The following is a 436-nucleotide window of genomic DNA, read 5'->3' as shown; positions in this document are numbered from 1 at the left end:
AGCCGATGGTGTCGTCCTTAATATTGGCTCCTTTCCTGACTATGTATTTGAAAAAGAGTATCAACTGATGCCATTATCTGAAATAGAAGCTCACATAAAGTCGAATAAAAGGCTGCCCAAAATGCCTTCTGAAAAGGAAGTTTTGGAAAAAGGTATGGATACTGGTATGATAAACATCCTGCTAGTAGAAAAAGTGGAAGAACTTACCCTTCACACCATAGCGCAGGAAAAAGAGATCAAAGCCTTAAGAGCAGACTTGGAGGAAGTACTTTCCAAATTGAATAAATAACCTTTCTCCAAGTTTATTTTATTAGCAATTGGGCAGTGCATTATTAATGCATTTTCTAAAAGGATATTCTCTTTCTTAAATCATTAAAAATCTCATATAAAAAATCAGCAACCTTCCTTTAAAGTTTAAGGACAGGGATGGAAAGCT

1 pseudogene is annotated in these 436 nt (G+C 35.3%); it reads left to right on the top strand.

Annotated elements, in window-relative coordinates:
* Positions 1-289 (top strand): annotated as a pseudogene (locus tag E1171_RS23150) (cell surface protein); the annotation flags it as partial.
* Positions 290-436: the final 147 nt, after the last annotated feature.

It is taken from the genome of Xanthovirga aplysinae, assembly GCF_009711365.1.
GTDB lineage: Bacteria > Bacteroidota > Bacteroidia > Cytophagales > Cyclobacteriaceae > Xanthovirga > Xanthovirga aplysinae.
Note: the sequence above shows the minus strand (reverse complement) of the source record. Positions and strands in the feature narration are given on the sequence as shown.